11 protein-coding genes are annotated in these 15,439 nt (G+C 29.4%); 4 read left to right on the top strand and 7 right to left on the bottom strand.

The genetic code is table 4. The features are described 5' to 3' along the window. Positions 1–100: 100 nt before the first annotated feature. The 3 genes from EXC51_RS02070 to EXC51_RS02060 all read right to left on the bottom strand — a co-directional run bounded on the left by EXC51_RS02070 (position 101) and on the right by EXC51_RS02060 (position 5,057). Entirely contained in the window at positions 101–1,933 is a 1,833-nt protein-coding gene (locus EXC51_RS02070) for an alpha-amylase family glycosyl hydrolase (RefSeq protein WP_223211650.1), read from the bottom strand. A gap of 333 nt (positions 1,934–2,266) precedes the next feature. Further along, complete coding sequence (gene ffh, locus EXC51_RS02065) at positions 2,267–3,631, bottom strand: signal recognition particle protein (protein WP_129620292.1); 1,365 nt, start codon at positions 3,629–3,631, stop codon at positions 2,267–2,269. Positions 3,632–3,860: 229 nt separating this feature from the next. After that, complete coding sequence (locus EXC51_RS02060) at positions 3,861–5,057, bottom strand: hypothetical protein (protein ID WP_129620291.1); 1,197 nt, start codon at positions 5,055–5,057, stop codon at positions 3,861–3,863. Positions 5,058–5,212: 155 nt separating this feature from the next. Between EXC51_RS02060 and EXC51_RS02055 the strand changes: the two genes are divergently transcribed. Next, positions 5,213–6,244 (top strand): phosphatidate cytidylyltransferase, encoded by a 1,032-nt coding sequence (locus tag EXC51_RS02055; RefSeq protein WP_129620662.1) that lies wholly within the window; start codon positions 5,213–5,215, stop codon positions 6,242–6,244. A gap of 9 nt (positions 6,245–6,253) precedes the next feature. After that, positions 6,254–10,621, top strand: a complete 4,368-nt coding sequence (locus tag EXC51_RS02050; RefSeq protein WP_129620290.1) for a PolC-type DNA polymerase III — start codon at positions 6,254–6,256, stop codon at positions 10,619–10,621. A 192-nt stretch (positions 10,622–10,813) separates the two neighbouring features. Here the strand turns inward: EXC51_RS02050 and EXC51_RS02045 are convergent, their stop codons facing one another. The 4 genes from EXC51_RS02045 to def are packed head-to-tail and all read right to left on the bottom strand — an operon-like array spanning position 10,814 to position 14,215. After that, positions 10,814–11,368: a DJ-1/PfpI family protein gene (locus EXC51_RS02045; RefSeq protein ID WP_129620289.1), complete on the bottom strand. Its 555-nt coding sequence runs from the start codon at positions 11,366–11,368 to the stop codon at positions 10,814–10,816. Position 11,369: 1 nt separating this feature from the next. Continuing rightward, positions 11,370–12,236 carry an MSC_0882 family membrane protein gene (locus EXC51_RS02040; protein ID WP_129620288.1) on the bottom strand — a complete coding sequence of 289 codons (867 nt, stop codon included), beginning with the start codon at positions 12,234–12,236 and terminating at the stop codon, positions 11,370–11,372. A 3-nt stretch (positions 12,237–12,239) separates the two neighbouring features. Next, a complete protein-coding gene (locus tag EXC51_RS02035; RefSeq protein WP_129620287.1) occupies positions 12,240–13,628 on the bottom strand; it encodes a hypothetical protein in 1,389 nt (462 codons plus the stop codon). 23 nt (positions 13,629–13,651) lie between these two features. Next, entirely contained in the window at positions 13,652–14,215 is a 564-nt protein-coding gene (gene def, locus EXC51_RS02030; protein WP_129620286.1) for a peptide deformylase, read from the bottom strand. Positions 14,216–14,279: 64 nt separating this feature from the next. On the opposite strand from def, the gene plsY reads away from it, so the two are divergent. Beyond that, the gene (gene plsY / locus EXC51_RS02025; RefSeq protein ID WP_129620285.1) at positions 14,280–14,951 is read left to right on the top strand and encodes a glycerol-3-phosphate 1-O-acyltransferase PlsY; all 672 of its coding nucleotides are present in this window, start codon (positions 14,280–14,282) and stop codon (positions 14,949–14,951) included. Next, the gene (locus tag EXC51_RS02020) at positions 14,951–15,439 is read left to right on the top strand and encodes a hypothetical protein (RefSeq protein ID WP_129620284.1); all 489 of its coding nucleotides are present in this window, start codon (positions 14,951–14,953) and stop codon (positions 15,437–15,439) included. The genes plsY and EXC51_RS02020 overlap by 1 nt, the downstream gene beginning before the upstream one ends.

Below are 15,439 nucleotides of genomic sequence, written 5' to 3'. Positions count from 1 at the left end.
TGTTTCCATATCTATAATTTTATTCTTTTCTATCGATATTTATTTATACAAGAATTTTTTCTTATACTTACAGTATTAAAAAGCACTTGTATATACAAGTTTACTTTTCGCTTATTTCAAAAATTCCAAAAGCACCTTCTTGTTTTCCATTTATTAAATTACCCTCTATTTCTATGTTTTCGTTTAGCAAGATTTTTTTAATTTTAAAATTCTCTTTTATTGCAAATTTAAATTGTCTTTTAGGGTTGTAAGCAAATAAAATATAACTACCATTTTCATTTTTTCTTAGCGTGATGTTATTTAAGTTATTAACAATATAATTTGCGTTAATTACCTCAGCAAAAGGTGCAATATATTTAGTATCCTGTTTTTTAATTGAATCATATTCTTTTCTTATTTTGAGTATATTAGCTGTGAAATTATAAATTGAATGAGGGTTGTTTATTTGTGCCTCAATTGATTCAATCCCTTTTGAGTTACCAACTTTTATAATTGATGAATCTTTTCCACTTCGTCTTTCATAAAAATTAACTTGTTTTTTAGAATCATTTCACGGAAATGCTTCTCTAACATAGTTATCACCTTTACTTTTTGGGCCACCAAACATACCTAATTCGTTTCCATTATAAAGAGTTGGCAGTCCTCCTCTTGATAATAAAGCAATTAATCCATACTTTTGATAATTAATCAAATCTTTTGAAATTTTAGGATTATTTGGATCAATTTTATATTCAATATCGCTAGCTCCATTTAAAATTCATCTATTGACATCATGGTTATCTAAAAACGGAATTCAGTATCTTGAAGAAACTTCATAATTTTCATCAATATTATTTAAAAAGTTTTTTAAATCAATTTCATCTGCTGACTTGAATGAAATTGTTCTAGAGTTTTTAAATCTTGCTCCATCTATAACTGTACTTAATGCATCTTTGTTGTTATGTTTAAAATATTTAGATGCTTTTTCTGGTTCTTCTCATCACTCACCAAATAAAAGTGGTGATGAAAAACCTAAATTATTTTCTAAGTAAATAGGTGTAATAGAATCTCTTATATCAGCAAATAATTTTGCAGTTTTTTGCCCATTAGAATCGGATGGTTCATTTGGGTTTTCACCATCTCAAATATGATAAAAAGCATCATATCTAAATCCATCCACACCTTTTTTGATTCAAAATTGATGTATATTCATAATTTCTTGATATAAATCAGGATTATCTAAATTTAAATCAGGCATTCCAGCTCAAAATGTTGCAACATATGTTTTATCAGTAGCAGGAATGTTTTTATCTACGTTAAAAAATAAATTTCTAAGTCAAGAATCATCGATTCCATATTTTTTATCATCATTAGGCTGAGTTCCTTTTTCATAAAAGCGATAATATTTTTGGTATTTAGCATCACCTGATAAGGCTTTTTGAAATCAAGGATGCTCATAAGATGTGTGATTGATAACCATGTCTAAAACAACTCTTATACCTTTTTGATGTGCTTTTATTAAGAAATTATCAAAAGCTTCCATTCCACCAAGTTCAGGTGCTACATCACAATAATCAATAACGTCATATCCATGATAAGAACTAGCTGGATGTATTGGTGATAAATAAAGAGTGTCAATTCCTAAATTTACAAAATAATCTAAATTATTCGCAAGTCCTATAAAATCACCAATTCCATCATTATTACCATCTGCAAAACTATACACTGTTAATTGGTACATAGTATTTGATTTTTCGATTTGATGGTTAAAAGGTGCGATAAAATTAACATTTTCCAAATCTGAAACATAACTTAATTTATTTAAATTGATTTTGGCATTAAATTTATCATCACCTCAAAGTTTTAATTGTTTATTTTCTTGCGGTTTGCAACTTATTACACTAATAAGTGGCATGGATAAAGCAAATGCATTCAAAAATAATTTTATTTTCATATTAATATTATAAATTTTAATGCATTAAAAGGATGTTCATATTTGATACATCAAGGTAGCAAAAAAATCTTCTAATTAAACTAGGTAAACTAGGACGCGAAATATGGTTGTGTCAATATTTCGCATCCTAGTTTATATAACCATGCTTTTTTCTTGTGTTTTTTAACCCCGGCGTTGCAATGCAAATTACAATCGAGCTTCATATTTATAGTTCTTAAAAGTGTCAAACTAAAAAAGAATTTATGGAGCATCCTTAAGCCAAGTCCTCCAAATTTGCAAAATAAAAACCTCCCAAAGGAAGTTTTTTATACAAATTTGAGAGCTTAGCAGGTACTAAAACATTCCACCGCCTAAGCCACCTAAACCACCGAATCCGCCAAAATTACCGTTTTTAATGTTTTTAGCCATATCTTGCATTCTCTTTGACATAGCATCAAAATCATTTAATAATTTATTGTATTCTTGAGCAGTTCTTCCGCTTCCTTTTAAGATTCTTTCTTTACGAGAAGCTTGTTTCAATAATTTAGGATTTTGTCTTTCTTTTTTAGTCATTGAAGAAATTAAAATTTGATAAAGAGCAAATTTTTCTTCAGCTTTTTCCATTTGTGATTCAGATATTTTTGAACTAAGATTTCCTGGAAGCATTTTTAAGATCTTAGAAAATTTACCTAAGTTTTTAATTTGAGAAATTTGTTCCATTAAATCATCTAGAGTAAATTCTCCACTGAACATTTTCATCATCATTTTTTCAGCTTTTGAAGCATCAATAACGTCTTGAGCTTTTTCAATAAGACCCATTACATCGCCCATACCTAAAATTCTATCTGCCATTCTATCTGGGTAGAAAAGATCTAAGTTAGAGACTTTTTCTCCAGTCCCGATGAAACGAATTGGCAAGTTTAAAACACTTCTTAAACTGAATGCAGCTCCACCACGAGCATCTGAATCAAGTTTTATAATAATTGTCCCTGTTAATTTAAGATTTTCGTTGAAAGTTGAAGCAACATTGATGATATCTTGACCTGAAAGAGAGTCGGCAACAAAGAAAATTTCATCTGGATGAGCTACTTTCTTAGCATCTTTTAACTCTTGCATAAGTTTTTCATCAATTGACAAACGCCCTGCAGTATCAATTAAAATCAAGTCATTTCCATTTTCTTTAGCATATTTTAAAGCTTCTTGGATAATTTGATCCACAGGAACGCTAGTTCCTTTTTCAAAATAATCCATTTGGATGCTTTTAGCCAAAGTAACAAGCTGATCTACAGCAGCTGGACGATAAATATCACCAGCAACTAAAAGGGGCTTTTCTACTTGTTTTTTCTTTTTAAGGTAGTAAGCTAATTTTGCTACTGTTGTAGTTTTTCCTGACCCTTGAAGCCCACACATCATAATAATATAAGGTTTTTTGTCAATTTTAATTTCTTTAACTTCTCCACCAAGAATTCTTACAAGTTCTTCATGGAAAATTTTAATCATTTGTTGTGAAGGGTTTAATTTACCAATAATTTCAGTAGAAAGAGCTTTTTCTTTAACGTTAGCAATAAATTCTTTAACAACTTTCAAGTTAACGTCAGCTTCTAAAAGAGCCATTCTTACTTCTCTTGTAATTTCAATTATATCTTCCTCTTTAAGGACAGTTTTTTTAGCCATTTTTGCTAAGGCTTTTTGCATTCTTTTTTCTAAAAAATTAATCATATTTAAAATTATAAATAATAAAAATTAAATAAAGCATATTTTATAAACTAATATTTTGTTTTTTATTTGAAAAGAATAGCAAAAATGTGAAATTTTTAATAAGACGGAATATATCAATTAGTGTATTAAAAACATGAATAGTTATTTTTGTATTTTTAAGTTTTAAAACATTCGAGCTTGTAATAAAAACCCATTTCATAAAGAAATGGATTATAAAGTCAATAATTTGCTATTTATCGTGAATATCTAATAAAGCTCTAGATACATTTTGAAGTGTTTGTCAATCAGCTGGAGTAATTCTACCTTGATCGTTTTCGTTTTTATAATTTTTATTTCCTTTATTGCCTAAAACATCATTAAGAGTATATAGATTTTTCATTAATGAAACAATATACTTGCTTAATAAATTAATTAAAGCTTTATCCATTGTTTTTTCATCTTGCTCTTTATCTTTGTTTCTTACAATAGGTTCTAGATCTGAAGAATAAACAGAAACAAGACCTTCTACTTTTACAGGTTGAATATTTCTTTTTGGAAACCTCATGATATTTTTATTTTTAAAGTTAGGATTATCATTTTCCTCATCTTTTACATTAAAATATTTATCTTTAAGAACTAAGAAACCTTCATAATGTTTAATAAGTGCTGACTCACTATAACGATCTTTAATTTTATTGAATACAACTTGAATCAATTTATCTCTTACATCTTCTAGCTCAAGATTCATTTCTACTAATTCATATTCAATTTTCTCAGTATTTTTTACTTCATTTTTTTGGTCAAAGTCATTATTTTTTACAACTGTATTGCTTGCGCCTGAAGCTGCACCACTAGATTTTTCTTTTGCAGCAATAGTAGAATTAGCGTCTTTTTGAACAATAAGGCTGTTATTTGCATCTTCGACCCCAATAGGATTTTCTTGAGCAAAACCAAGTCTTAGCCTATTAAAATCCCCTTTTCCTTGTGCTGCAACTGTTTCTTGCGAGTTTTTGACAGTATTAGAAGCAGTGTGAATTTTTTCTTCAGTTAATTTATTGCTTACCCTTACTTTTTCATCTTTGACACAGAATTCTCTAAATTTGCTTTCTCTACTATCAAAGAATTCAGTTAAAGGCTCTAAAACAAATTGATTTACTGATTTTTCTACTTCTATAATGAAGTTACCTTTATACACTGTGTATCTTAATCCGAAATAAGCGGTAGCAAGAAGAACATAACCTCCGATTAATCCTCCACCTAATCAACCAGCAACTATTGGTACATAATTGACTTTTGAAAAGTTTCAATCAGCATTATATGCGCCTCATACAATAAAACCTATAATTGCAATAATAACAATAACAGGAATTGCTGTAGCAACAGGTTTAAAAACATTTTTAACTAACTTTTTAAAAGCTTTACCTTTTTCGCTTATCTTTTTTCTCATTTCACCCCCTCTTTATCTTAATTTTTAACTACTCAAATTATATATAATTTGCACTTTTATATTATCGAATAGTTATAAATTAACATTTAAAAAGCAAAACAATAGCAAATGAGCTAATTTCAAACTTTTTTATTCAAATATCATATAATCATTATATGAATTTTAGCAAGTTAAAAAATAAAGAATTTTTAATGGGTAGACTTATTCCTTCAATTGTAATGGTAGCTGTTTTTATTGGTTTATTTACCTTCTTAAGAATTTCCTTTTATCACTATGATTTAGTAGGAAACGGATTTTTAGCATTAAGAATTCCTGCAATTATTATTTCATCAATTTTAATTGGATGAATCTTTTTTGAACTCACAAGAGCATACCTTGAAAATCTATATGTGAGCATTATTTTTGCAGTAATTTTACTAGGGCTACTTTTTGTTAGTCCAGATTACACAAACAAACTATGATTTGGTAGGACTAAAGATATTCTTATTGGACTTGAAAAACATCAAATTACATCTATTTTTACAGAGATTATTAACAAAGACTTTACCATCTTTTTAATTCCTCTTTTAGGTGGATTATCATTTTCTATAATTAGATATGCAATGCTTAGAAAACAAGCAATTTTAGGAAATTTATTAAATAAATCGATTTCATTTATGCTTTCATTATTTATTTTATTTGCCTTTATTAAAACATTATTTGCTCTTTTAAGCACTAAAACAGGAATGATTTTTATTATTCTTTTTATTCTTATTTCTACATTTTATGACATGGGTGGATTTTTTGGAGGATTGCTCCTTGGACACAAATTCTTTGAGAAAAAATTAGCACCTGCAGTTAGCCCTAAAAAAACTTGAGAAGGAGCTATTGTCGGATATGTACTTTCTTTTGTAGGTGCACTTGTGCTTATTTTTGCAACAAAAGAAATTTTCAAAGGTGAAGAAAACCCATATTCATTATTCTTTACTTCAGGAACTAAATATGTAATTACCTTTAATTCATTTTTAGTGTTTGCGCCTTTGATTGCGCTTTTTGGTGATTTATATTTCTCAATTGTTAAAAGATGATGTGAAATTAAGGACTTTTCTTCTATATTAAAAGGGCATGGAGGATTGCTTGATCGATTAGATAGCATAGCTACTGTGTTTTGTTTTTGAAGTTTAATTATGATTTTTACAACTATTTAGGAGGGATTTATGTACAAAGCTTTTTATACACATAAAAATTTCTCTAGCTTTGCTCAAGAAATTAGTTTAAATACACTTGAGTCACTTAAAGAAACAAGAATTAAAGATGTTATTCTTTATGAAAAAGATAAAAAAATGGACATCACTTTTACAATGCCATATTTACCAAAAATCAATGATTTTTCGATTTTATTAGCTAAAATGAGCTACTATGGCGAAACAAGAGGGTTTTTAATGCAGCCTCATTTTGAAATTCTTAATTATTCAATTGAAGAGCCTGAAATTAAGAATTATTTAAAAGAAATTATTCGTGAAACTAATTGTTTTAAAGATTTTACAAAGAGCATTATTAACCTTAATTCTTGAGAATTTAAATCAGGAGCTCAAAAATGAGTAATTAAACAAAGTTTTATTAATGACCCGCTTTTTCTACACGATATTGAAGAGTTAATTAAAGACAAAATGTATTTTTATGGAATAAACAAATTCGATTTAGAAATTGTTTATTTTGAAACTCCAGCTAGAGAACTTGAACATAAAAACCTTTCTTCATTAATTAAAGAAATGGAGCAAAACAATAAATTTGAAGAAGATTCTTTTGAATCTAAAGTTGCAAGAACCAAAAGATTTTCAAACTACAATGCAAGGCTTAAAAATCAAAACTATATCCCTGTTGCAATTAGTGAGATTAATAAACTTGAAGATATTCCTGACAATTATTATGTAAATTTTCAAGGGTTAATTTATAAATATGAGCTCATTGATCGAGGAACCTTTTTTATCTACAAATATAGCGTCACCGATTATAAAGATGCTATTTCTTTAACTTATTTTAGAAATGAACCACTCAAAGATGAGGAAACTTTTAAAGTAGGCCAAAGTGTTGATGTTTACGGAATGGTTGATAATCGGAGCTATGATACAAGTGTAAAAACCATTAAAGTTAGCTTCTTAAAACCTTATGATGATATCATTTCAGAAATTGGTGATGATGAAGAAGAAGTAAAAAGAATTGAATTAAATACTAAAAGTAAAATGAATGTTATGGACGGAATTATGGAAGCTAATGAAATTGTTGAGCTTGCTAAAAAATACGGACATAAATCAGTAGCAATTGTGGATTCAAACAGTGTGCAATCTTTCCCTAAATTCTTTGCAAGTGCTAAAAAAGAAGGAATCAAACCTATTTACGGGGTAAGTTTTAGTGTCATTGACGAGAACCATAGAGCTATTTTAAATGAATATCAAAATTCTCTTTTAGAAGCTAATGAATATATCGCTTTCGATATTGAAACCACTAATCTTTCAGCAACTTTTGGTGAAATTATTGAATTCGGGGGTTCAATTGTAAGAAATGGAATGGTAGCTGAAAAATTCCAATTTTTCATTAAAGCAAGCGAGAAACTTTCTGCTTTTACTATTGGACTTACTAAAATTACTGACCAAATGCTTGAAAAAGAAGGGCTTGAACTTCAAGAAGGTTTACAAAAAATTTATGAAATTTTAAATAATCGGATCGCAATTGCCCACAATGCTAAATTCGATATGAACTTCATTTTAGAAAAGTTTAAGCAAAATAATATTCCTTATCCAAATACAGTCTATATTGACTCGCTTATGGTAAGTAGGATTTTATTCCAAGAAAAATCAAAACACTCACTTGGTGATTTTTGTTCTAACTTAGGTGTTTTATATGATTCAAATGTAGCTCACCGTGCTGATTATGACGCGGACGTTCTTGCTCAAGCATGAATTAAGTCTATTAATAAATTCAAAGAAATGGACATTAATGATTTAGATCAGCTCTACAATTACAAAGCTAAAGCAGTTTATGAAAAAACAAGACCAGATCAAATTACCGTGCTTGTAAAAAATCAAATTGGACTGAAAAACTTATTCAAATTAGTTACTTTGTCACTGACTCAAAGATATTTCAAAGGGCCTAAACTTTTCTATCAAGATTTAATCGGTGTTGAAGGTATTTTAATTGGTTCAGGAGGAATTAGAAGCCCATTAATTGATGCAATTTTATATTCAAGCGAAGATAATGTGGATCGCATTATTAGCAAGTTTGATTATGTTGAAATCCCACAACCAAATAGCTTGGAACATTTAATTACTGATGATGGATTTAGTCGTGAGCAAATTGAAATAAGCCTAAAAAAACTATACAAAAAGGCTAAATCGCTTGGTAAAATCCCTGTAGCTATTAGTGATGCAAGATATGAAAGAAAAGAACATAGAGAATTTTTTAAACCACTTGTGTATGCTAAAGGAATTGGTAATGTACCACACTTTTTATTTAATTACCAAAAGGCTGCAGAAGGAGCTTTAAAAATTCCACAACTTCATTTTTTAACTACTAAAGAAATGAAGCAAGCTTTTACTTTCTTAGGTAATGTGGATGATATAAATGAAGTTGTTATTGAAAACACTCATAAAATTAATCAGATGATTGATGATAACATTGAAGTTATCAAAAAAGATTTGTATACACCTATTTTTGATAATTCTAAGTCTAAATTACCTGATTTAGTTTACAAAACAGCGCACGAAAAATATGGTGAAAAATTACCTAAAATTGTAGAAGAAAGAATCAAAAAAGAAATTGAACCAATTTTAAAATATGGTTTTGACGTTATTTACTGAATTTCACACATTTTAGTTAAAAAGAGTCTTGATAATGGTTATTTAGTAGGTAGTCGTGGTAGTGTTGGTTCATCACTTGTAGCTACTTTATCAGGGATTACTGAAGTTAATCCACTTCCACCGCATTACATTTGTAGCAACTGTAAGAATTTCGAACTTGTGGAAAATACAACTGTAACTAGTGGTTTTGACTTAGATGATAAAGATTGTGATAAATGTGGAACCAAAATGGATAAAGATGGCCACACTATTCCATTCGAGACCTTCCTTGGGTTTAATGCGGATAAGGTGCCTGATATCGATTTAAACTTCTCAGGAGAATACCAAGGTGAAATTCACAACGAAATTAAAAGACTTTTTGGTGAATCACATACTTTTAGAGCTGGTACAATTTCAACAATTAAAAACAAGACTGCTTATGGCTATATTAAAAAAGCTGTTGAAGAATATGGATTGCCTTATTCTACAGCTTACATTGATTTTCTTTCAACTAAAATTGAAGGGGTTAAAAGAACAACAGGGCAACACCCAGGGGGAATTATCATTATTCCAAAAGAATATGATGTTGAAGATTTTACCCCATCAAATTACCCAGCTGATGATATTGCTTTAGATTGAAAAACTACTCACTTTGATTTCCATGCAATTCATGATAATGTCTTAAAATTAGATATTTTAGGTCACTTAGATCCAACTGCAATTAGAATGCTTGAAAGATTAACTGGCATTGATGTTAAAAAAGATATACCGAAAAAAGATCCAAGAGTTATGTCGTTATTTAGCTCTACAAAAGAACTTGGAATATCGCCAAGTCAAATTGGTGATGAGAAAACAGGTGCGCTTGGAATTCCTGAATTTGGTACTAACTTCGTACGAAGAATGCTTAATGAAGCTGCTCCAACTAGCTTTGCTGATTTAATTTCGCTTTCAGGGCTTTCACATGGAACTGATGTGTGAACTAACAATGCACAAACCCTTATTAAAGAAAAAAATATGACCATTAAAGATGTTATTTCTTGTCGTGATGATATTATGGTTTATTTAATTAATAAAGGTGTAGATCCACTTTATTCATTTAAAGTGATGGAGCAAGTGCGTAAAGGAAAAGGTATCTCAAGTGAACAAGAAGTAGAACTTAAAAAACATAATGTACCTGATTGATACATTGAAAGTATGAAGAAAATCGCTTATATGTTCCCTAAAGCCCATGCTACTGCGTATGTTTTAATGGCTTGAAGAATTGCGTGATTCAAGCTTTATCACCCACTTGCTTACTATGCAACATTTTTAACTACTAGGGTAGAAGAATTTGGCGTAACTGTAATGGCAAATGACCCAGGTGCTAAGAAAATTAATGCTAAATTAAAAGAACTTAGCTCTCTTAGTGCTAAGAAAGTTAAAGATGAAGAACTTATTGTTTCGCTTGAATGTGCTAGAGAACTTTATGCTAGAGGGTTTACGATTACAAACATCCAATTAACTAAGTCACTTGATAAAGAGTGAGTTATAGATTATCAAAACAAAGCTTTAATTCCTCCATTTTCAGCAATTAAAGGTTTAGGTGGAGCTATGGCTGAAAAAATTATTATAGCCAGAGAAGAAAAACCATATCGAACTAAAGAAGACTTTGCAAAAAGATCTGGAATTAACTCTACTTTATTTGGAATTGTAAAAGAAATGGGAGTTTTAGACGAACTGCAAGATACAGACCAAATGACATTGTTTTAGTTATTTCTCTTTAATGCTATCATTAATAAAATTGTTTCCTACGCATAAGGAAATAGTTTATTAAGGATGACACTTTTGAAATTAAAATGATGAATAACACTATAATATAGAGCTATTCATCATTGCGAATTTCTAGAGCACAAAACTTAGTAAAAAATGAGTATCCTTGAATAAAAGGATACTCATTTTTGATTATTTATTTCCTGTCATTCCAAAAGAAACAAGGTTAGCAGTTTCTTTTCCATAGAGAATTTCAACCATTGTAAGCCCTAATTCATTGCTTGCAAAAGCACATCTACCTGTAATTAAATTGTTAGCTCTAGAGACCATACCTTCGCTTCTGAAACTATTTTGGTAAGCAGTGCTTCAATCGCTAGGGAATGAAGAATAAGCGTATTTTTCAGGAATTAAATTGTTTTCAAGTAAAACATTTGGTGCGTCACAAATTGCAAAAACTAGCTTATTTTGAGCAATAAGTGAGCTAATGATTTTTAGTGAATTTTCGTTTTGTCTAAGTGTTTGTGCTCCTTTACCGCCAGGAATAAAGAAAGCATCATATAAATCTAAATCATCAACTTGATTTGAAATGTTTTGGATATAAGAGATATTGTATTGTCCATGTGCACTAGATAAATGAGGGTGATAATAGGTAATTTCTAAGTTTTTATCTGCTCTTTTTAAATAGCTTAATGGAGTAGTTAATTCAATGTCATTAAATTGGTTTTCGATAAAAACTAAAAGTTTCATTTTATTTTCTTCTTGAAAGAACTTTTCTATAAATTAAGTAAATAATAATCGCAAGCGGAAGAAGAACTAATAAGATAAATACAATAATGTAAAGTCTTCTTCAAGCTTTATTTTCACTTTTTAAATCGTTATTAACTGCATTAACTACATCAATTGATTTATCACCTAAAAAGCTTTGGATTTCAACAATTCTTTTTTTGTCATATAACAATGCAAGTACAAATAAAGCAGTAATTGCAGCTGATACAATACCTAAAATAATAAGTAAAGCATTTGTATTTCCGAATCAAATTTCGAAAAGCTTTGGGAAGTTAAGTTCACCTTTAATTGTTAATCAAGAATATTGTGGATCAATTTGTCATACTTGATTTTTTAAAAGAGCAACAATTAAGATGAAAAGACCCATATATGTCACATAGAAACCATAGAATCATTTAAGTCTTAAACTTTTAAGATTTAATGTTCTGTATGCTTCTGCAAATGTTGTTGAAGATGAAGAATCTCCAATGTTGTAACTTTCACGATAGTTACGTTCAACGTTTTTTCAGCTTTTTAATTTAATGATGTTTTTTACAAAGAATCAAAAAGTAAAGAAACCAAGAGCAGCAAATGCTACATACAATAAGATTCCTGAATTAGGATCTTTTCTAGTATTAAGAAGGTAATTAAGGAGAAGACCAACTGCAGCTCCTAAGAAAAGAATTGCTCAAAAAATAATTGAGTAAATTCTAATTCTTGATTCTTTTTTAATTACTGCAAAAGCAGCAGGAGAAAGTTGGCCTTTTGGATCTTTATAAACAGTTGTGTTGGCTTCAGAGTTTTGAGGCTTTTGGGTTTCGGTATCTAATTTAAAGTTAAATTCACTCATAATTTATCCTTGAAAGTTAAAGTTACTTAATAACTCTGAATTAATTTGATCTTTATATTTGTTAATTTGTTCCTCAATTTGAGCATCTGTAATTTCACCGTTTTTAATTCTGTTATAAATGTTTCTTACTTGTGTTTGTTGAGCAGGTGATAAGAATTCACTTGCTTTTGAAATAATTTTATTTACTTGTACATTTGAAAGGTTTTGAACTGCATTTTTAAAATCAGTAGGTTCTAATTTAAATGCTTGTTCTTCAACTTGTTCATCAGTTAATTTAGCTAACTCAAGAAGTTGTTCACCAAATACTTTTGCATTTACTTTTTCTTTAAATTCTTCACTTTCGTTAAGAATTGATGCTACTCAATTTGAAATATCATCAACTGCTTTTGTGCTAAATGAAGGCACAACAACTCTAGCTAAATCAAAGTAAACTTTGAATTCTTTTTCTCTATTTTCATCTGTTTTGTTTCTTAAGATTACATGTGCATTAACAGCCATGAACTGTGCCATAACTTCTTTTTGTTTTTCAGGTTCATATGTATCAAAGTCAGGGTATTTAAGTCTAATTGTAGCTTCAGCACCTTTTAATGCTTGCTTGCTGTATGTTTTTATTTTTTCTAAGTCAACAAATCTTTTTGAGTTATTAAGAGCAGCTTTTCTAATTAAATCATCGTTAACGATAAATGATAATGAGTTAGCAAGTTCGCTAATTTTGTTTTGCTCTTCTTTGCTTCTTTGATCTTCAGGTTTGTTGAAAATTGTTTTATATTCATCTTTTTTAGGAATAAATTCTGAAATTGGAAGCATTGCTGCAGCTGTAGCCCCTGACGCTTTACCTGAGAAGAAAGTTAATAATTTAGGAGTTATATTGTTAAATTTTGATAATGATGATCCAGGTTTTGCTGGTGCAAATGATACTCACGCAAGTGATGCAGGAAGTGCCACAACTGGACTAAGAATAAGTGAAATAACTGTTGATCTTACTCTAGCACCTCTACCTTTCATTCTTCTTGTTGAAGAAGTAACTGCGTGGATAATAAGGCACACAAAGAACCCGATTATAGAGATAATAATCTCTATAACAAGAGCAACAGGAACTATTCCATACGCGATCACCATTGCTTGCGTATCTTTATCAATTACTAATTGCTGATCCTCTACATATCTTTTAAATACTTCATTTAAAATTCCGGGTGCAAGTTTATAAATAAGAACAGAGACAATTCCAGCAATTATTCAAGCAATAGCTTTAGTAATTACGAATTTTGTTTTTAACCATAAAGAAATAAGTACAGTTAAAATTAAAGTAGCAAAGAATAACACTACCGCAATAGTTACAGCAGTACTTTGTCATTTGCTGACAGTTTCAATGATTTGTGAATCTCGTTGCATAACTTTCCTTTCTTAATTTTCCATTAGATTAACTTAATTTTTCTTTTCTTGTGCTTATATCAAGGGTCTTTTTTGTTAATCCGATCAATAAACAATTTACCATCTAAGTGATCTAGTTCATGTTGGAATACAATAGCAAGGTAATCTTGAACATCGTATCTTGATCATTTTTTAGTTGTGTAGCTAAAAGCCTCAACAATAATTCTTTGACTTCTAGGTACAAGCCCTTCTTGATCTGGTCATTCTTCACTTACACTTAAACAACCTTCTCCTTCACTAAGAGCAACTAAACGATCACTTTTTGATACAACAATTGGATTAAATAGAACATCTTTAAAATATTCATTTCCATTTTCGTCTTGAAGATAAATGTAAAATGCTCTTTTTAAAGTTCCATATTGCACAGCTGCAACTCCAACCCCAGGTCTAAATTTAGTATCCTCCTTTTGTGAATCATCAATGTGATAAATCATCTTTTCAGCAAGATCAACATCTTCTTCGGAAAGAGGTCATCCTACTGGCAATGATTTCTTTCTTAAAACTGTATCTGGTAGCTCAACCAATCTAATATTAAATTCTTTTTTCATATAATTAATTATATAAAATAATATATATTATGCTAATCACAAAAGCGTAAAAGAAAGGTGAAATATGATAATTTTTTACGTAGTTCTAATCAACCTGAGTTTTCTTCTTTTTGGATACCTATTTGGCTCTGCAAATACATCAGTTATTTTGTCAAAATACTGAAAGAAAAACGATGTTAGAGACCATTTTTCGCAAAATGGTGGAGCAACTAATTCACTTAGGGTTTTTGGGAAAAAATTTGCTCTAATCGTGCTTTTAATTGATGTTGCTAAGACCTTTTCATCAGTTTATTTATGCTTTTTAATTTCAGCATTAATTCCTTGAAAAAATACTTACACTTTTCTTCCGCTTCTTGCAGGTTTAGGTTGCATTTTAGGTCACATTTGACCAGTATTTTTCAAATTCAAAGGGGGCAAGGGGGTAGCTTGCACCATTGGTTTTATTATCGCAATTGATATTTTACTGCTTCCAATTGGAGCACTTATTTTCTTAGGAATTTACTTTAAAACTAAGTATGTTTCACTTGCAAGTATTGTAAGCGGGATTTTTATGATTTTATATGTAGGAGCTTTTGCTTATCTTTTAACTGATTTTGGAACTCAATTTACAAATTGATATTCACCTTGATATAGCTCATTACTTATTTACTTAGTAGTTGCGTTTTTAATTGTGTTTATGCATAGAACCAACATACAAAGATTAATTAACGGAAAGGAAAGCAAAACAAGTATCTAATGTTTTATACAGCAGCAGAAATTCAAGAAAACAAAGATTTAATTTTGTTTTTAACTATTAACCCAGCTTCTATTTATGAAAGTTTCATCAAAGTTTTTAAGCAAATTAGCTCAAAAACGAATTTAGAAATTGATAGCAAGCTTCTTGTTTCAAAATTTGAAACTTACAATAATTTTGATTTGGTTCTTAAAGAGTTTAGCATTCCGCTTTTTCAATTTTTAAATGAAAATGGAAAACTAGAAACTGATAATAAAGAGCACAAAGCATCATTTGAAGCGATTAAATTAGAGTTAGCTAAAAATCAAGAAGCAAACAAAGAAATTATTTATCAAAACGGATGCAAAATTTTTAGCTTTTTAAAACTTGATGGGACCGCTAAAGATATCAAAAGTTTAATTTATGACTTTAATTTAGTCCAAAAATGAAGTTTTTTAGAAAATATTGACTTTAAACTTGAATCTTTTAATGGATGCGAATTATCTTTATAG

The sequence above is a fragment of the Mycoplasmopsis gallinacea genome, from assembly GCF_900660495.1.
GTDB classification, from domain to species: Bacteria; Bacillota_I; Bacilli_A; order Mycoplasmatales; family Metamycoplasmataceae; genus Mycoplasmopsis; species Mycoplasmopsis gallinacea.
This window is presented reverse-complemented; position numbering and strand designations above follow the sequence as displayed.